12 protein-coding genes are annotated in these 17,450 nt (G+C 64.1%); 6 read left to right on the forward strand and 6 right to left on the reverse strand.

The window, feature by feature from the left end; translation table 11 throughout:
• Positions 1-10: 10 nt before the first annotated feature.
• Entirely contained in the window at positions 11-1,753 is a 1,743-nt protein-coding gene (gene gcl, locus AAHE99_RS07580) for a glyoxylate carboligase (protein WP_342116117.1), read from the reverse strand.
• A 118-nt stretch (positions 1,754-1,871) separates the two neighbouring features.
• Here gcl and AAHE99_RS07585 point away from each other — a divergent pair, with 118 nt between their 5' ends.
• On the forward strand, positions 1,872-2,840 hold the full coding sequence (locus AAHE99_RS07585) for a LysR family transcriptional regulator (RefSeq protein WP_342116119.1): 969 nt from the start codon (positions 1,872-1,874) through the stop codon (positions 2,838-2,840).
• Here AAHE99_RS07585 and AAHE99_RS07590 read toward each other — a convergent pair.
• The 3 genes from AAHE99_RS07590 to AAHE99_RS07600 all read right to left on the reverse strand — a co-directional run bounded on the left by AAHE99_RS07590 (position 2,770) and on the right by AAHE99_RS07600 (position 6,483).
• Positions 2,770-3,723: a hypothetical protein gene (locus AAHE99_RS07590; protein ID WP_342116120.1), complete on the reverse strand. Its 954-nt coding sequence runs from the start codon at positions 3,721-3,723 to the stop codon at positions 2,770-2,772. The two genes, AAHE99_RS07585 and AAHE99_RS07590, sit on opposite strands and share 71 nt — an antisense overlap.
• A gap of 74 nt (positions 3,724-3,797) precedes the next feature.
• Positions 3,798-4,676: a flagellin N-terminal helical domain-containing protein gene (locus tag AAHE99_RS07595; protein ID WP_342116122.1), complete on the reverse strand. Its 879-nt coding sequence runs from the start codon at positions 4,674-4,676 to the stop codon at positions 3,798-3,800.
• Between the two features lie 190 nt (positions 4,677-4,866).
• Positions 4,867-6,483 (reverse strand): electron transfer flavoprotein-ubiquinone oxidoreductase, encoded by a 1,617-nt coding sequence (locus AAHE99_RS07600; protein ID WP_342116438.1) that lies wholly within the window; start codon positions 6,481-6,483, stop codon positions 4,867-4,869.
• 210 nt (positions 6,484-6,693) lie between these two features.
• On the opposite strand from AAHE99_RS07600, the gene AAHE99_RS07605 reads away from it, so the two are divergent.
• The 3 genes from AAHE99_RS07605 to AAHE99_RS07615 are packed head-to-tail and all read left to right on the forward strand — an operon-like array spanning position 6,694 to position 12,086.
• Complete coding sequence (locus AAHE99_RS07605) at positions 6,694-7,470, forward strand: SDR family oxidoreductase (protein WP_342116125.1); 777 nt, start codon at positions 6,694-6,696, stop codon at positions 7,468-7,470.
• Between the two features lie 18 nt (positions 7,471-7,488).
• Positions 7,489-11,025 (forward strand): transporter substrate-binding domain-containing protein, encoded by a 3,537-nt coding sequence (locus AAHE99_RS07610; RefSeq protein WP_342116128.1) that lies wholly within the window; start codon positions 7,489-7,491, stop codon positions 11,023-11,025.
• A complete protein-coding gene (locus AAHE99_RS07615; protein ID WP_342116131.1) occupies positions 11,022-12,086 on the forward strand; it encodes a porin in 1,065 nt (354 codons plus the stop codon). Before AAHE99_RS07610 ends, AAHE99_RS07615 begins: the two co-directional genes overlap by 4 nt.
• Here AAHE99_RS07615 and AAHE99_RS07620 read toward each other — a convergent pair.
• Positions 12,083-12,631, reverse strand: a complete 549-nt coding sequence (locus tag AAHE99_RS07620; protein WP_342116132.1) for a PAS and helix-turn-helix domain-containing protein — start codon at positions 12,629-12,631, stop codon at positions 12,083-12,085. The genes AAHE99_RS07615 and AAHE99_RS07620 overlap by 4 nt on opposite strands.
• 91 nt (positions 12,632-12,722) lie before the next feature.
• On the opposite strand from AAHE99_RS07620, the gene AAHE99_RS07625 reads away from it, so the two are divergent.
• Together AAHE99_RS07625 and AAHE99_RS07630 are read left to right on the forward strand one after the other, a co-directional pair.
• Positions 12,723-13,421 carry a CoA transferase subunit A gene (locus AAHE99_RS07625; protein WP_161027876.1) on the forward strand — a complete coding sequence of 233 codons (699 nt, stop codon included), beginning with the start codon at positions 12,723-12,725 and terminating at the stop codon, positions 13,419-13,421.
• A 12-nt stretch (positions 13,422-13,433) separates the two neighbouring features.
• Positions 13,434-14,078, forward strand: a complete 645-nt coding sequence (locus AAHE99_RS07630) for a CoA transferase subunit B (RefSeq protein WP_342116134.1) — start codon at positions 13,434-13,436, stop codon at positions 14,076-14,078.
• Between the two features lie 50 nt (positions 14,079-14,128).
• Here AAHE99_RS07630 and AAHE99_RS07635 read toward each other — a convergent pair whose 3' ends face one another.
• Positions 14,129-17,434, reverse strand: a complete 3,306-nt coding sequence (locus AAHE99_RS07635; RefSeq protein WP_342116135.1) for a pilus assembly protein — start codon at positions 17,432-17,434, stop codon at positions 14,129-14,131.
• Positions 17,435-17,450 lie beyond the last annotated feature (16 nt).

Raw genomic sequence — 17,450 nt, forward strand, 5'->3', positions numbered from 1 at the left:
GCGGTCGTCCTCAGGCTACGTCGATGATGTCGTTGAATTCGTTGATGGCATTGATTTCGGTGCCCATGGCGATATTGGTCACGCGCTCCAGGATCACTTCCACCACCACCGGCACGCTGTGCTTGGCCATCAGCTCGCGCGCCTGTTCGAAGGCGGGGATGATGTCGTCCGGCTTATGCACGCGGATCGCCTTGCAGCCCAGGCCTTCCACCACGGCTACGTGGTCCACGCCGTAGCCATTCAGTTCCGGCGCATTCACGTTCTCGAAGGACAGCTGCACGCAGAAGTCCATGTCGAAGCCGCGCTGCGACTGGCGGATCAGGCCCAGGTAGGAGTTATTCACCAGGACGTGGATGTAAGGCAGCTTGAATTGCGCGCCCACGGCCAGTTCTTCGATCAGGAACTGGAAGTCGTAGTCGCCGGAAATCGCCACGATGTCGGTGGTCGGGTCGGAGGCGCGCACACCCAGCGCGGCCGGGATAGTCCAGCCCAGCGGGCCGGCCTGGCCGCAGTTGATCCAGTTGCGCGGCTGGTAGACGTGCAGGAACTGCGCGGCGGCGATCTGCGACAGGCCGATGGCGGACACGTAGCGCGTATTGCGGCCGAAGTACTTGTTCATCTCCTCGTACACGCGCAGCGGCTTGACCGGCACATTGTCGTAGTCGGTCTTGCGCAGCATGGTGCGCTTGCGGTTCTGGCACTGGGCCACCCAGCCGGTGCGGTCGCGCAGCTTGCCGGCGGCCTTCCACTCTTTCGCCACTTCGATGAACAGTTCCAGCGCATAGCCGGCGTCGGACACGATGCCCAGGTCGGGGCCGAACACGCGGCCGATCTGGGTTGGCTCGATATCCACGTGCACAAAGGTGCGGCCTTCGGTGAACACGTCGACCGAGCCGGTGTGGCGGTTGGCCCAGCGGTTGCCGATGCCGATGATGAAGTCGGAGGCCAGCACGGTGGCGTTACCGTAGCGGTGGCTGGTCTGCAGGCCGGCCATGCCCGCCATCAGCGGGTGGTCGTCGGGAATGGTGCCCCAGCCCATCAGGGTCGGGATCACCGGTACGTTGACGATCTCGGCGAATTCCTGCAGCAGGGTGGATGCGTTGGCGTTGATGATGCCGCCGCCAGCAGTGATCAGCGGGTGCTCGGACTCATTCATCATCTCCAGCGCCTTTTCTACCTGGGCGCGCGAGGCGCGCGGCTTGAACGCTTCCAGCGGGGTGTAGGTCTCCGGGTCGAATTCGATCTGCGCCATCATCACGTCGAACGGCAGGTCGATCAGCACCGGGCCCGGGCGGCCGGAGCGCATCAGGTGGAAGGCTTGCTGGAATACGCGCGGCACCTGGGCTGGTTCCAGCACGGTGGTCGCCATCTTGGTGACCGGTTTGGCGATGGACGAGATGTCCACGGCCTGGAAATCTTCCTTGTGCAGGCGGGCGCGCGGCGCCTGGCCGGTAATGCACAGGATAGGGATGGAGTCGGCTTGGGCGGAGTACAGGCCGGTGATCATGTCGGTGCCGGCCGGACCCGAGGTGCCGATGCAGACGCCGATATTGCCCGGAGCGGCGCGGGTATAGCCCTCGGCCATGTGGGAAGCGCCTTCGACGTGGCGGCCCAGGATGTGCTTGATCTTGCCAACCTTTTTCAATGCAGCGTACAGCGGATTGATGGCAGCGCCGGGCACGCCGAACGCGACCGTAATGCCTTCTTTCTGCAAGACGTGGACAGCTGCTTCAGCTGCGGTCATCTTGGCCATGGTGATCTCCTGATGGGTTTGTTATCGATGTTTTGTATGCTATCGGCGTTCGCTTTCCCTGATAAGACGACAAAAAATCGTTTCATTCGATACTCTGTGTATGGAATAATCTGAAGCCATGGATAAACTCAAACAAATCGAGGCCTTTGTGGCGGTGGCGGAGAAGGGCAGCCTGGCGCGCGCGGCGCTGGAAATGCATATCACGCCTGTCATGCTGGGGCGCCGCATCGACGCGCTGGAGAAGCGCCTGGGCGTGAAATTGATGCACCGCACCACGCGCCACCAGACGCTGACGGAGCAGGGCAATATGTTCCTGGAGGACTGCCGCAAACTGCTCTCTGATATGGACGTCGCCGAGCGCAATGTTTCGGAAGGGCGGCACAAGGCCACCGGCCACCTGATCGTGTCCGCCCCGGCCTCATTCGGGCGTCAGCATGTTGCACCGCACGCGCCGGGCTTCTTGGCGGCGAATCCGGACGTGCAGCTGTCCTTCAACCTGACCGACCAGGTGATCGATTTAGTACGCGAAGGCTATGATCTGGGCATCCGCATCGGCGGTGTGATCGACCCCAGTTTCGTGGCGGTGCGGCTGGCGAAGAACCGCCGCGTTGTATGCGGCACACCGGAATACTTCGAACGGCATGGCATTCCCCGCACACTGGACGACCTGGCCAACCACAACTGCCTGGCCTTCAACCTGCAGGGCGGGCAGCAGCGCGGCTGGTATTTCCAGCAGGGCGGCAAGCCGGTCACGGTGAAAGTGCAGGGCAACCTGGATTGCAACGACGGCGAACTATTGCACCGCTGGGCATGCGAGGGTTTGGGACTGGCGTGGCGTTCGACCTGGGAGATCCAGGCCCAGCTGGCGGAGGGCAGCCTGATTACGGTGCTCGATGATTTTGCGCTGCCGGATTACGACATCATGGCGGTCTACCTGCAGCAAAGGCATTTGCCGGCCAAGATCCGTTTCTTTATCGACGAGCTGAAGGCAATCTACAATGAGCCCGGCTACTGGACTAGGCCAACAACGCCTCTTCGGGCAAGCGCGGCTGCGACAGGAAGACCGCCACTTCCGCCATCGCCTTGAAGATGGCGGTGCTGAGCAGTGCGATCTGGGTGCGGGTCGGTTCGTTATCGAGCGGATTGACCGGCGACAGCTCGCGCATCAGGCGCGCGCGCACGATCTGCAGGCCGCAGCGGCCGATGATGGTGGCGATCTGCGGCAGCAGCTCGCGCATCTGCTGCATCGCCTCGTTGCCGGGGGCGCCGATTTCCAGCACCACGCCCAGGTCGGCCGGTTCCATCTGCACCACCACCTTGCCCAAGTCGGGCAGGGTCATTTCCAGCCGCACTGCGACACGTGGACGGCGGCGGCGCTGGTCGGGACCTTCCTGGCCCGGATCGCGCGCTACCACGCGCAAGGTCAGCTTCTCGGCGCCCCAGGCGTAGACGGCGAAGCGCCAGGCATCGAGCTCGGACACCATGCCGTGGAAGGCGCGGTTGTCGCGCAGCACGGGCGGCGGCGGGTCGGCCATGAACAGGCTGGCCGGCAGCTGGCGGCCTTCCTGCTGTTGGTACAGCGCAGCGCGCTGTTCGCTATAGGTGCGCACCATCACTTGCCAGGAGGCGGCCAGCATATTGGTGTCGGGGGTATGCCAGACCAGCTGGCGCAGGGGGAACAGCTGGTTGGGCTGCATCGACAGCGACTCGTGCGCCAGCATGGCGCCACCAGCAGCGGCAGCCGCAGCGGCAGCCTTGGCGGTACTGCCGCGCTGCGCTCCTTCCATCGCTTCGATCAGCGCGCCAACGGCAGCGGGTAGGCCGCTTTGCATGGCGAAGTCGGCGCTGTCGCCAGGAGGCTGGGCGACCGGCGGCACTGGCTGGGCGTGCACCTGGCCAGGCGTTTCGCGGACCTGGCGATCGTGGATGTTCAGGGCCGGATTGGAAGGGGTGATGCGGTCGATTGCCATAAAAACAAATAGTAATACGGCGGTATAAAAAAAGCCAACCGCGCACGGTTGGCTTTTCAGTGCGCTTTATGCGATTACTGCAGCAGGGACAGGACCAGGGAGGACTGGCTGTTGGACTGCTTCAGCATTGCGGTGCCAGCTTGCAGCAGCATCTGCGATGCGGTCATGTTGGCCGATTCAGTCGCGAAGTCGGTGTCCATGATGCGGCCAGTTGCGTTCTTGGTGTTGGTCGAGATGTTGGACAAGTTGTTGTAGACGTGGTCCAGACGGTTCGATACCGCACCCAGCTTGGAACGCAGCGCGCCGACGTCGTCGATCGCGGTGGTCAGTGCGTCGATGGCGGTGTTGGCAACGGCGGCGCTGGTGTTCAGCTCGGCGCCAGCTGCGGCACCCACACCGGTGTCCACGAAGCCGACTGCGGCGGCCGCGATGGAGCCGCTTGCGGTGGTCAGTTCGCCGGTAAAGTCACCGGTCATGGTTTCGCTGTCGGCAGCGCCGATCTGGAAGGTCAGGGCGGTGGTCAGCTTGCCGGCGGCGCTGTTAAACAGTTCGGTGCCACCAAACTTGGTGTTGGCGAAGATGTTCGACAGTTCGTCGGTCAGGGTGTCGAATTCCTTCTGCATTGCGTCGCGGTCGTCCTGGGTCGAGGAGTCGTCCGCCGCCTGAGTTGCCAGGTCTTTCATGCGGTTCAGGATGGACGTCACTTCGTCCAGCGCACCTTCAGCGGTCTGCATCAGGGAGATCGAGTTCTGGGTGTTGCGCATTGCAACGGACATACCGCTGGTTTGCACTTTCAGACGGGTCGCGATCTGCAGGCCAGCAGCGTCATCCATTGCCGAGTTAATGCGGAAGCCAGTGCTCAGGCGGGTCATCGACGTCGACAGATGATTCTGCGTGCGGGAGATCGAGTTCTGGGCGGACAGTGCCGCATTGTTGGTGTGAAGGCTCAGCATTTAAAACTCCTGTTGGGGTAGGTTCGTTCGTACAGAGAAGCTGCAATCTCTGCGCTCTCAGAAGTACAGGACGACCGTTTAGATGCGGACATTAAATTCCATGGAGAAATTTTTTGAATTTTTTTTCCATTCCATGAAAAAAGCGGCCCGCAGGCCGCTTTTCTTGTGTTTGCTGCAATAGAAATGCAACTTACATATTAGGATAGTTCGGGCCGCCGCCGCCTTCGGGGGTGATCCAGACGATGTTCTGGGTCGGGTCCTTGATATCGCAAGTCTTGCAATGCACGCAATTCTGCGCATTGATCTGCAGGCGGTCCTGGCCTTCGTCGGTCTTGACGAATTCATACACGCCAGCCGGGCAGTAGCGCGATTCCGGACCGGCGTACTTGGCCAGGTTGATGCCGACCGGGACCGAGTCGTCTTTCAGCGTCAGGTGGATCGGCTGGTCTTCGGCGTGGTTGGTATTCGAGATGAATACCGACGACAGGCGGTCGAAGGTCAGCTTGCCATCCGGCTTGGGATAGGTGATCGGCGCGAACTCGGATGCCGGGCGCAGGCAGGCATGGTCCGGGGTCGAGTGGTGCAGGGTCCATGGCGCTTTGCCGCGGAACACGATCTGGTCGATGCCGGTCATCAGCGAACCGATGTACAGGCCTTTCTTCAGCCATGGCTTGACGTTGCGCGCCACGTGCAGCTCTTCGTGCAGCCAGGACTGCTCGAAGGCGGCCGGGTAGCTGGCCAGTTCGTCGGCAGCGCGGCCGGCGCCCAGCGCTTCCACCACCGATTCAGCGGCCAGCATGCCGGACTTGATCGCCGCGTGCGAACCCTTGATACGGCTCATGTTCAGGAAACCGGCGTCGCAGCCGATCAGCGCGCCGCCCGGGAACACCAGCTTCGGCAGCGATTGCAGGCCGCCGGCGGTAATCGCGCGGGCGCCGTAGGAGATGCGCTTGCCGCCTTCGAAGAAGGTGCGGATTTCCGGGTGGGTCTTGTAACGCTGGAATTCTTCGTAAGGCGACAGGTATGGGTTCTCGTAATCCAGGCCCACCACGTAGCCGACCATGACCTGGTTGTTTTCCAGGTGGTACAGGAAGGAGCCGCCGTAAGTCTTGGTGTCCAGCGGCCAGCCGGTGGTGTGGATCACCAGGCCAGGCTGGTGCTTGGCCGGGTCGATTTCCCACAGTTCCTTGATGCCGATGCCGTAGGACTGGGGATCCTTGCCCTTGTTCAGGTCGAACTTGGCCATCAGCTGCTTGCCCAGGTGGCCGCGCGCGCCTTCGGCGAACAGGGTGTACTTGCCGTGCAGTTCCATGCCCAGCTGGAAGTCAGGACCTGGCTCGCCGTCGCGCTTGACGCCCATATTGCCGGTGGCCACGCCCTTGACGGAGCCGTCGTCGTTGTACAGCACTTCCGCGCCGGTGAAGCCAGGGAAGATTTCCACGCCCAGGGCTTCGGCCTGCTGGCCCAGCCAGCGCACCACATTGCCCAGCGAAATCACGTAGTTGCCGTGGTTTTCAAAGCACTTCGGCAGCAGGAAATTCGGGGTCTTATAAGCTTTGGTTTCGGTCAGGAACAGTACGCGGTCTTCGGTGACCTCGGTGTTCAGGGGCGCGCCCAGCTCTTTCCAGTTAGGGATCAGCTCGGTCAGCGCGCGCGGATCCATCACGGCGCCGGACAGGATATGGGCGCCCAGCTCGCCGCCTTTTTCCAGCACCACCACGGAAGTGTCCGGGTTCAGCTGTTTGATCTTGATCGCTGCCGACAGGCCAGCAGGGCCGCCGCCAACGATTACAACGTCGTACTCCATTGCCTCGCGCGGGCCGTACTGTTCTACAAGGTTGCTCATAGTGTTTTTATAAGAATGATGAAAATTTGATGCTGGAAATAGAACGAGTGTGCTCTTTTTTCCTTGGGATTGCAACGGTGGCGCCATTGTGAGGGCTATTATTAGTGCTGGCAATCTAATAAGCCGGTTTTTTGTGTCATGATGGCGAAACAGAATCACAAGGAGTAGTCGGTGGGGATCGAAGTAAACTTTGAGGGCAAAATTGCCCTGATCACGGGCGCTTCCAGCGGGCTCGGTGCACGTTTTGCCAAGGTGCTGGCCAAGGCCGGCTGCCAGGTGGTGCTGGCCTCGCGCCGGATCGAACGCCTGAAGGAACTACGCGCCGAAATCGAAGCCGATGGTGGCGCCGCCCATGTCGTCACGCTGGACGTGACCGACTTCGCCAGCATCAAATCCGCCATCGCCCACGCCGAGACCGAAGCGGGGCCGATCGATATCCTGGTGAATAATTCCGGTGTATCAATGACGCAACGTTTGCTTGACGTGTCGCCCGATGATTATGACTTTGTCATGGATTGCAACCTGCGCGGCGCCTTCTTCGTGGCGCAGGAAACGGCCAAGCGCATGATCGCGCGCTCCAAGGGCGACCCGCGCAAGCAGCACCGCATCATCAATATCGCTTCCGTGGCCGGTTTGCGCGTGCTGCCGCAGATCGGGGTGTACTGCATGAGCAAGGCCGGCGTGGTGCATATGACCAAGTCGATGGCGGTCGAGTGGGGCAAGTACGGCATCAATACCAATGCCATCTGCCCGGGCTACATCACCACCGAGATCAATGAGGATTACTTCGCCAGCGACCAGGGCAAGAAGCTGATCGACATGCTGCCGCGCAAACGCGCCGGCAAGCCCGAAGACCTGGACGGCCTGCTGCTCCTGCTGGCGGGCGACGAGGCGCACTTCATCAACGGGGCAATCATTTCGGCCGATGACGGCATGATGGCGGGCTGACGACGCCGCAGGAGCGCGATGCGATCCTTATTCCAACTGCTGTTGGTTTGGCTGGTGGCGGCAATGCCGTCGCTGGCGCTGGGTCAGCAGCGCATTGTCCTGAACGAGCAAGAGGCGGCCTGGCTGCGCGCCCATCCCACGGTGACCATCGCCCTCGATGACACCAACCCACCCATGAATTTCCGGACCGCGGAAGGCGACTTCCGCGGCCTCGGCATCGATTACACCGACCTGGTGGCGCGTATCGCCGGCCTCAAGGTGCGCTATGTCGGCGCACCCTGGAATGAGACCTTGCGGCGCGCCATGGCGCATGAGGTCGACGCCGTGATGGGGGCGCGTTTCCGCGAAGAGCGGCGGGTGGCGCTCGAATTCACCACTCCCTATATGCAGATCCCGATCGGCATGGCCACGCGCAAGGCGTTCAAGCCGGTGCGCACGCTGGCCGACTTTGCCGGTTCGCGCGTGGCCATCATCAAGGGCACGGTGCGCATCCCGCTGCTGCGCGAGAAATGCCCGGCCTGCCAGATCGTCGAGGTGGACTCGCCGCTGGCCGGCATCAAGCTGGTGGCCGAAGGCGGCGCCGACGCATTCTTCGACGACGTGCCGGTGGTGCAGAATGCCATCGAGATCGGGCTCTACAGCGATTTCAAGGTGGCGCTGTATTTCTATAACCAGGCCGGCGAAGTGCGCTATGGCGTCAATAACCAGATGCCGGAGCTGCTGTCCATCCTGAACAAGGCGGTCGGCGCCATCAGCCAGCAGGAGCACGAGGCGATCCGCCAGCGCTGGCTGCGCCTGTCGGACACGGCGCCGGTGCAGCGCGAGCTGGCGCTGACGGAAGAGGAACATGCCTGGCTGGCGGCGCATCCGGTGATCCGGGTGGCGGCTTCCATTAACCGGCCGCCGGTCGAACTGTTGCGGCCCGACAGCCCCGAACTGCAGGGCATCAGCGCCGAATACCTGCGCCGCTTCGAGCAAATGCTGAACGTGCGTTTCGACGTGGCGTTGCATGAAAGCGAACTGGATCGCTTGCGCGCCGTGGCGGAGGGGCGGGCCGACCTGGTCAGCGCCATTGCGCCGCGCCAGACACGGGCCGGCCTGCTGTTCACCCGACATTACGTGAGTTCGCCAATCGTGCTGTTCGCCCGCCTGGACAGCGCCTATGTGCGCGACCCGAGCGGCCTGGCCGGGCGTCCGGTGGCGGTCCTGAAGGGATCGCGCGTGGGCGAGGCCTTTGCCCAGCGCTGGCCGGAAGTACGCCAGGTGGATGTGGTGTCGGCGGCGGACGGCCTGCGTTATCTGCGCGAGGGCAAGGTGGATGCCTACGTCGGCTCCCTGCTGACCACCGGCAGTTCCTTGGCGGAAAGCGGCTCGACCGATATCCGCGTGGTCGGCGAAACCGGCTTGAACTTCGATGCCACCTTCGGCGTGCGCGGCGACTGGCCGCAGCTGGTCAGCATCCTGGACAAGGCGATGGCGGCCATCCCGGCCAGCGAGCGCGACGCCATCAAGCAGAAGTGGGTGTCGGTGCAATACCGCACCGGCAACGATTACACGGCGGCCCTCAAGTGGCTGGCGCTGGCGCTGGTGCTGGGCGCGCTGTTCATCATCCAGCTGCAAATCATGGTCAAGCGCCGCACGCGCCAGTTGCGCCAGAGCGAGCAGCGCTACCGCAGCCTGGTGGAACATGCGCCGGAGGCCATCGTGGTGTGCGATGCGGCCAGCGATACCGTGCTGGACCTGAACAGTAACGCGCAGCGCCTGTTTGGCCGCAGCCAGGCCGAGCTGGCCGGCAGCGACCTGAAACGACTGTTTGCACCGACCCAGCCGGACGCCATGCCGGCCGTGGAGACCTACCAGGCGGCCAAGGCGGCCGCGCTGCAGGGCGGCAGCCAGGCGCTGGAGCGCAGTGTGCAGCGGCCGGATGGCAGCGTGGTGCCGTGCGAAGTGCTGCTGGCGCGGCTGGATGCCGACCGCGCGCCGCAGCTGCGGGTGAGCTTCTTTGACATTACCGAGCGCAAGCGCAGCGAGGCGGAGCTGTTCAAATACCAGACCCAGCTGGAAGAGCTGGTATCGGCCCGTACCACCCAGCTGGAAGAGGCGCTGCAGCGCACCGAGTCGGCCAACCAGGCCAAGGGCGTGTTCCTGTCGAATATGAGCCATGAGATCCGCACGCCGATGAACGCCATCCTCGGCTATACCCAGCTGATGCGGCGCATGCCGGACGTGCCGGCGCCGCTGCGCAAGCAGATCGAGGTGATCGACCGCAGCGGCGAACACCTGCTGGGCCTGATCAACGATGTGCTGGAAATGTCGAAAATCGAAGCCGGCCGCGTGCTGCTGCAGTTGCAGACCCTGCACCTGCCGGGCGTGGTCAGCGATGTGGAGGAAATGCTGCGCGCGCGGGCGCAGGAGAAGGGCCTGCGTTTCGAGGTCGCCATCGGCGCCGGGCTGGACGAACCGCTGCTGGGCGATCCGACCAAGCTGCGCCAGGTGCTGGCCAACACCATTGGCAATGCCATCAAGTTCACCGAGCGCGGCGGGGTCGCGGTGCGCGCCGCGCTGCGCAGCACGCCGGGCGCCCAGGTGGCGGTTCGGATCGATATTACCGACACGGGGCCGGGTATTGCCGAGCAGGACCGCGAGCTGGTGTTTGCCGCGTTCGAACAGTCGGCGGCGGGACGGCGCAAGGGCGGCACCGGCCTCGGCATGACAATCAGCCGCCAGTATGCCCGCATGATGGGCGGCGACCTCACCATCGACACCGAGCTGGGGCGCGGCACCACGGTGCACTTCGACTTCATCCTGGCGCGCGCCGGGGAGGGCGGCCAGCCGGGTGTGGCGCCGCATGCCCACCTGATGGGGCGCGTCACCGGCTTGGCGGGCAGTTCGATGCGGCCGAATATCCTGGTGGTGGACGATGTGGCATCCAACCGCGACGTGGTGCGGCTGATGCTGGAGGCGGTTGGGCTGGATGCCGTGCGCGAGGCTGACAGCGGGCTGGCTGCGGTCGAGCTGCTGCGCGACTGGCGTCCGGACCTGGTGCTGATGGATCGCCGCATGCCGGACATGGACGGCTACCAGGCCTGCGCGGCCATCGCACGTGCGCTGCCAGGGCACCCGGTCAAGTACGTGATGGTGACGGCCAGTGCCTTTACCGATGAGCGGCAGGAACTGGCTGCGCAGGCGATCGACGGCTACCTGACCAAGCCGCTGCGCGAACAGGCCCTGTATGATGAAATCCAGCGTGTGCTGCCGCAGGTACAGTACACCTATGAGGAGCAGGCGCCCGAAGCAGAACCGGCGGACGAAACGCAGGCCGCAGGCGCCGCCTTGCCGCTGAAACAGGAACTGGCCGTGCTGCCGGCGGCTTTGCGCCAGCAATTGGCCGAGCTGGTGGTCATGTGCGACGCGCGCGGCTTTGTCGCGCTGTGCGAGGAGGCGGTGCGGCCGCTTAGCCCCGTCCTCGAAACCCGCCTGGTGGAAATGTGCGAAGCCTACGCCTTCCGCCAGTTGCACGAGCTGCTGCGCGACGACGCGCAGAAGGTCGAGTGAAGCGTCCCGCGCTCGCCATGCTGGCCGCGCTGTGCGCCGTGGCGCCGCCCGTCTGGGCGCAGGCCCAGTCCGGCCCGCAAATCTACGGCACGGCCGACCTCTTCCTGACCCGCATCGCCCCCGGCGAGCGCCCGGTGCAGACCCGCGCCGACTCCAGCGCCTTGCTGGCTTCGCGCGTCGGCATCCGTGGCCGCGAGGACCTGGGCAGCGGCATGGCGGCCACCTATACGCTGGAAGCCGGCCTGAACGGCGACGACGGCGCCCAGGTCGACAGCAACCGCCTGTTCAACCGCCAGGCCTGGGTCGGCCTGGCCGGCGCCTGGGGCGAGTTTCGCCTGGGCCGCCAGAACACGCCGCAATTCCTGATGAATGGCCGCTTCGACGCCTTCACCAGCGGCACCCAGGCCTCCGGCTGGAACAATATGACCAGCGCCCCGCCGCGCGCCGATGCCGGCATCGGCTGGATTTCACCCACCTGGCAGGGCGTACGCCTGCAAGTGCTGACCGGACGCGGCGCCCTGGGGGGCGCCCCGGTCCAGCCCCAGGTGGCCGACCGCCGCCACCTGCAGCTGGCCGCCGAGGCCGAGCGCGGCGCCTGCTTCGCCGGCGTCAACTACCAGCGCACCGGTTCCGGCGCGGTGCCGGCCATCCGCCGCACCTTCCTGGGCGCCAATTGCGCGGTGAACGGGCAGTGGCGCTTATTCCTTGTGGCGGGCCGCGAGCAAAGCAATGTCCCGGGCGCGCTGGATGTGCGGGTCGCCTCGCTGAGCGCGCTGTACCAGCCGAGCGCCTGGGATGCCTGGTCCTTCGGCTGGACCCAGGCCGACGACCGCCTGGACGGCGCCGGCCACGGCAACGCCCAGCAGCAGGGCCTGATGTACCGCCGTTTTGTATCGAAACGCACCACGCTGTACGCCACCGCCTCGCGCCTGCGGCAGGAAGACCAGCGCAACGGCTTCACGCTGGGCGGGGCCGGGGTGGTGTCAGCCGCCGCGCGGCCGATGTCCGAGCCGGGTGGCACGATCCGCGCCGTGCAAGCCGGCATCCTGCATAACTTTTAACGGGTAACGCCCACCAGCTTGTGCACCAGTTCGGTGGCATTGGCAGCATTGAATTTACGCATCAACCGGGCCCGGTGCATTTCCACCGTGCGCGGCGAAAGACCGGTGTCGCGGGCGATCAGCTTGCTGGTCTTGCCCTCCACCAGCAAGGCGGCGATTTCGCGCTCGCGCGGGGTCAGCGGCGCCGATACCGGGCGCTGTTCGGAAACGTCCTCGAAGGTCCAGATGCCGGCGCCCAGCGGCTGGGCCGGATCGAGGGCGCGCCCGGTCACATGGCACCAGAACAGCTCACCGCTGGCGCGGCGCATGATGCGCTCATCGGAATAGCGGCCTTTGGCGTTCATGATGGGGATGATGCGGTCGCCGGTGCGCAGGTATTCGTCCTGGGTCGGGTACAGCACCTGGAACGATTGCCCATCCAGCTGGCCCGGGGCGTAGCCGAACATGGCGCCCAGGGCGTCGTTGCAAGCCTGGATCACCCGGTTGTCGGAAACGCACATGCCCACCGGGGCGAGCTGGAAGATGGAAGCGTAGTCGATGGGCATTGCGGTATTTCTACGGTATTGATGTTTGGGCGGGCGTATTCTATCCTCAAAAGCCTTCAAGCCATATTGGCCATACAAGCAAGGAGACATGATGAACAAGATTTACCCGGATGCCAAGGCCGCCCTGGCCGGCATCGTGGCCGACGGCCAAACCATCGCCGTCGGCGGTTTCGGCCTGTGCGGCATCCCCGAGGCCCTGATTGCCGCCTTGCGCGATTCCGGCGCCACCGGCCTGACCGCCATTTCCAACAACGCCGGCGTGGACGGCTTCGGCCTCGGCCAGCTGCTGGAAACCCGCCAGATCAAGAAAATGATCTCCTCCTACGTGGGCGAGAACAAGGAATTCGCGCGCCAGTTCCTGGCCGGCGAGCTGGAACTGGAATTCACCCCGCAAGGCACCCTGGCTGAGAAGCTGCGTGCCGGCGGCGCGGGCATCCCGGCCTTCTTCACCAAGACCGGCGTCGGCACCATTGTGGCCGACGGCAAGGAAATCCGCGAATTCGACGGCGAACAATACGTCATGGAGCGCTCGCTGGTAGCCGACGTATCCCTGGTCAAGGCCTGGAAGGCCGACAAGTCGGGCAACCTGGTGTTCCGCAAGACTTCCCGCAACTTCAACCCGAACGTGGCGGCCGCCGGCAAGATCTGCGTGGTGGAAGTGGAGGAAATCGTGGAAGTCGGCGCCATCGATCCGGACGCCGTGCACCTGCCGGGCATCTACGTGAACCGCATCGTGCTGAACGCCACCCCGGAAAAACGCATTGAACAGCGCACCGTGCGTGCCAACTAAGGAGACAAGAACATGGCATGGACCCGTGATGAAATGGCCGCGCGCGCGGCAAAAGAGCTGCAGGACGGCTTCTATGTGAACCTGGGCATCGGCCTGCCGACCCTGGTGGCCAACTATGTGCCGCAGGATATCGAAGTGTTCCTGCAGTCGGAAAACGGCCTGCTGGGCATCGGCCCGTTCCCGACCGAGGCGGAAGTGGACGCCGACCTGATCAACGCCGGCAAGCAGACCGTGACGGCACTGCCGGGCGCGGCCTACTTCAGCTCGGCTGACTCCTTCGCCATGATCCGTGGCGGCAAGATCAACCTGGCGATCCTGGGCGCGATGCAGGTGTCCGAGAAGGGCGACCTGGCCAACTGGATGATCCCTGGCAAGATGGTCAAGGGCATGGGCGGCGCCATGGACCTGGTGGCCGGCGTGAAAAAGGTCGTGGTGCTGATGGAGCACGTGGCCACCGCCAAGGATGGCTCGACTTCGCACAAGCTGCTGAAGAAGTGCGACCTGCCGCTGACCGGCGTGGGCGTGGTCGATATGGTCATCACCGACCTGGGTGTAATGGAAATCACCCCGACCGGCGTGCGCGTGACCGAACTGGCGCCGGGCGTGACCCGCGAAGAGATCAGCGCCGCATCGGGCGTGGAGCTGTCGTTCGCTTAAACCGCCTCCGCAGATGAAGCAAGGGCACGCCGTGGCGTGCCCTTTTTGTTTTACTGGCCCTTCACGTAAGTGTATTTACGCTTGCGGGTCGATTTCAGCTTGACCGGCGGTGGCGAGGAATCGATGGCGGACGGCTTGTTGCCCGAGCCGATCACCACAGAGCGGTTGCGGTAGCTGCCATCATCCAGCCGCACCGGCACGCCGGTTGCCAGCACCGGCGATGGCGGCAGGCCGCCGCCGGAGAACACCGACGAACGGTTGCCGCCGCAGGTGGACTCGTCGCCGACCGCGCCGGAGGCGTTGAACAGGTTGACGATATAGCCGCGCGCCTCGCCCAGGGCGGTGGCGCAGCTCTGGGCATTGCCGACTATCGGGCGGTTGGTGCTGAACATGACGTTGCCGCTGACGATCAGGGCCGACGTCACCACCTGTTCACCCTTGGCCAGGTCCATGAACCAGCCCTTGCTGCTGCCGTTTGGCAGCGCATTCGGCGAATTGCAGTCGGTCGGCGCGGTGGAGTCGGTCAGCACGGTATCGAGGTTGACACCGGCCGCGTCGGTGGCGGGCTTCAGGCTCAGGTTGTCCAGCGCCACGTAGAAGCGGTTCTTCACCGATTCGAACGGGTACTGCCACGACAGCGGGTGCTCGCGATCGCCGCTGCCCAGGGCGATATAGACATAGCCTTTGCTGTACAGCAGCGCCGGGTTGAACATGAATTTGCGCGGGCTGCTGGCCTCATTGGTATAGGCCACCCGGTACATTTGCCAGTCGACGGGCGCCAGGGCGGTCTTGGTGGTCGGACCGTTGATGAAGTCGATACGGTAGATATTGCCGCCCAGGTCGGCGGCATAGGCGTAGTCCGGCATGCCGTCGCCATCGATATCAACCATCGAAATGTCGCCCGCCACGCTGCGCTTGGTCTGGAAGCTGGCCAGCTTGGCGCCGGTGGCGGCATTGAGCACGTAGATGTAGCCGCCTTTGCCGGCGGTGCAGGTTGGCGCGCCGGTATTGGCGTCCTCGCAGTTGTCGTAGCCGCCGCCCATCACCAGCACCGGTACCGATTGCGAATAGCCCTTGATAAAGGCCGCCGAAGGGGTGGACCAGGTCTGGCCCAGGCCTTCCATGCCCGTGGTGCAGCCGCTGTCGTTGCCCAGGTTAGGGCAGCCGACCGCCCACATCATGCGCGGCGAAGTCGGATTGGTCACGTCCAGGCCGTACACCATGCGGCCGCCACGGCGCATGGTCGGGAACACCCACACCGCAGTGTTGTCGGCGTTCTGGTAAATGCCGGCGGAGCCGTCGAAAAAGTAGTCCTTCTGGGTACCGACCGCCGCCACGTCGCCCGGGCCGGCGACGTTCGGATAGTTCACCAGCGGGGTCTGGTCTTTCAGGCGCTGCAGGCGGCTGAAGAATTCCGGCGCGATGAAGGCCCACAGTTCCTTGCCGGTTTCGGCTTCCACGGCTCGGAAATAGCCGTCATTGGCGCCGTAATAGACCACCACCCCGCGCGTGCCGCCGTAGTTGATGGGAAGCGGACGCGAGTGGATCACGTCGCCGTGGATCGACGGGCGGGTCTTGGTGGTGTCGCCGGTATTGCGCTCGTTATTGACGTCGGCGCCCTTGATGAAGTTCACCAGGTCGGCCGACAGGCCGCTATTGGCGGTGTTGAAGTCGACCAGGGTGCTGCCGCCTACCGTGCGGGTCAGCAGCGTGCGGTTGACCGCGTAGCTCGGCGTAGTCGTGGTGGTGGTCGGGTTGTTACCGTTGCGCAGCACTTGCGCCACCGCGCCTTTTTCCACCAGCGGGCCATCCGGCAGATCGGAATAGGCGTCCTTGCCGGCGCAGGCGCCAGCCGGGTCGGGGTTGATGCCGAGGTCTTTCCAGTAGGGGCCGTTGTCGCTGGTCCACCAGCTGGCCGCGCAGTCGGTCACGAAGCCGGTATTGTTGTTGACCGCCAGCGAGCCGTTGACGTCGCCCAGGCTGATCTCGGAACCTTGCACCACCAGCTGGTAGCGCTTGAGGTTGCCGAACCAGCGCGGCTTGGCGTCCGGATCCGGGCGGAACATACCGATGAAGACCTGGTTCTGGTTCTGCGAACGGTTGGTGGCGTTCACCGGCAGCGAGGTCGAGGCAAAGGTCGAGTTCACCGCCAGCACCTCGCCGATGATCTGGTTAAGCGCATCGACAATCGCCTGCTTGTTCTTGGCCGCAAAGTACTTGCCGCCGCCCACCTTGGCCATGCTCAGCATGAGCTTGGTGTGCTCGATGTTCTGCTGCGCGTTGTAGACGTCGACGGTATAGAACACCACTTTGGACTTCATGGTGCTGTTCGGGATCGGCACGCCCTTGTCGTGCAGGAAGCGCGCCCATTCGTCGGCATTGAAGGGGTTGTTGTCGACCGTGGTGCCGGTGGTGGCGACGTTGGTGGTGATGGTGTTGGTGCCGTTGATGGCGTACGAGGCCTGGCCGGCCGGGCAGGTCATGCTGCCGTCGTTCAGCGCCGAACCGATCGTGCAGCCATCGGTATAGGCGGAGCAATTGGTCGGCCATGGCGCAACGTTCAGGGCCGCAGCGGCGGCGGTCGGGCTGGCGTAGCAGATCGGGGTCTGGCCGATGTTGGTGGTGACCTTTTGCGTGGTGGTCGAGAAGTTCGGCAGGCCCAGCTGGTTGGCATTGCCGCCCAGCGCCCGCAGCTGGGCGGTGTTGGCGGCGTCATCCTTGGTCGGGCCGCTCTGGTCCGGGTTGGTGACGAAGATGACGATGGTCTTGGCGCAGCTGGCGTCATCGCTCAGCGGCGATTTGAAGGTCGCGTAGCGGCTGGTGTAGCCATTGGCATCGGCGCGCGCGGCCGGGGTGGCGTTCGGCGAATAGCCGTTCAGCCCGCCCAGGTAGTTGTAGATGTCATACATCAGGTTGCCGTACATGGTGCCGGAATTGCGTTTCTCCGAGGGCGACGTGATGTTGTTGTTGATGGTGTCGAGATGGGTGCCGAAGGCGGCCTTGGCGGTGCTGGTCATCGGCTGCACGTGGAAGCGTACGTAGCCGCCATTGTCGTTGGCATTGCCGTCGGTGACGAACTCAAACAGGCCGACGTTGACTTTATCGTTCAGGCCCGCGATCGCGAGCTTGATTGCCTGCACTTCAGACTGGCCCTGGGCGTCGCCGCCGGGCCACTTTTGTGCCTGGCGCGACCAGTTGGACGTATTGTCCAGCACGATCAGGATGCGCGGGTTGATCGAAGTGCCGGCGGAAGCGCCGGTGAAGATATCGATGTCGTCAGCGCCAGCCGGGAACGACAGGAGGGTGGCGCATGCACCGAGGCTGATGGCCACGGTGGAGAAGTACTTTTTTAGCATGGCTGGCTCGCAATCA

It is taken from the genome of Pseudoduganella sp. OTU4001, from assembly GCF_038440195.1.
Lineage (GTDB): Bacteria > Pseudomonadota > Gammaproteobacteria > Burkholderiales > Burkholderiaceae_D > Rugamonas.

Bases quoted from the DNA above. Each gene is read 5' to 3' on its own strand.
- AAHE99_RS07630 (WP_342116134.1), top strand. From the start codon at position 13,434: ATGGCATGGACCCGTGATGAAATGGCCGCGCGCGCGGCAAAAGAGCTG.
- AAHE99_RS07610 (WP_342116128.1), top strand. From the start codon at position 7,489: ATGCGATCCTTATTCCAACTGCTGTTGGTTTGGCTGGTGGCGGCAATG.
- AAHE99_RS07600 (WP_342116438.1), bottom strand. From the start codon at position 6,483: ATGGAGTACGACGTTGTAATCGTTGGCGGCGGCCCTGCTGGCCTGTCG.
- AAHE99_RS07625 (WP_161027876.1), top strand. From the start codon at position 12,723: ATGAACAAGATTTACCCGGATGCCAAGGCCGCCCTGGCCGGCATCGTG.
- AAHE99_RS07635 (WP_342116135.1), bottom strand. From the start codon at position 17,434: ATGCTAAAAAAGTACTTCTCCACCGTGGCCATCAGCCTCGGTGCATGC.
- AAHE99_RS07595 (WP_342116122.1), bottom strand. From the start codon at position 4,676: ATGCTGAGCCTTCACACCAACAATGCGGCACTGTCCGCCCAGAACTCG.
- AAHE99_RS07585 (WP_342116119.1), top strand. From the start codon at position 1,872: ATGGATAAACTCAAACAAATCGAGGCCTTTGTGGCGGTGGCGGAGAAG.
- gcl (WP_342116117.1), bottom strand. From the start codon at position 1,753: ATGGCCAAGATGACCGCAGCTGAAGCAGCTGTCCACGTCTTGCAGAAA.
- AAHE99_RS07620 (WP_342116132.1), bottom strand. From the start codon at position 12,631: ATGCCCATCGACTACGCTTCCATCTTCCAGCTCGCCCCGGTGGGCATG.
- AAHE99_RS07590 (WP_342116120.1), bottom strand. From the start codon at position 3,723: ATGGCAATCGACCGCATCACCCCTTCCAATCCGGCCCTGAACATCCAC.